Source organism: Photorhabdus africana (genome assembly GCF_035181445.1).
In the GTDB taxonomy this organism is placed as follows: Bacteria; Pseudomonadota; Gammaproteobacteria; order Enterobacterales; family Enterobacteriaceae; genus Photorhabdus; species Photorhabdus laumondii.
The window spans coordinates 1-283 of the sequence record NZ_JAXBVE010000249.1 but is presented as its reverse complement, the minus strand read 5'-3'; the positions used below and the strand labels follow the sequence as shown (position 1 = coordinate 283).

The window sequence follows — 283 nt, the reverse complement described above, 5'->3', positions numbered from 1 at the left end:
GACATACGCTGGATCTCTCACAATTTGTCCATCAACTGATTGAACAATCTCCGGAGCATGAAACGATGTTGATGACTATTGCAGAACAGCTTGAACAAAAAGGGCTTGAGCGAGGTATCAAGCAAGGTATTGAACGAGGTATTGAGCAAGGTATTGAGCGAGGTATTGAGCAAGGCATTGAGCAGGGTATTGTGCAAGGCCGAGAGGAAGGCCGAGCGGAAGGTAAACTGGAAACGGCTCGTGCCTTATTACGGCATGGCGTGAGTTTGGACATTATTGTCAC

At 47.3% G+C, this 283-nt stretch carries 1 pseudogene; it reads left to right on the top strand.

What is annotated here, in order from left to right:
• A pseudogene (locus tag SLS51_RS23630) lies at positions 1–283 on the top strand (ISNCY family transposase); the annotation flags it as partial.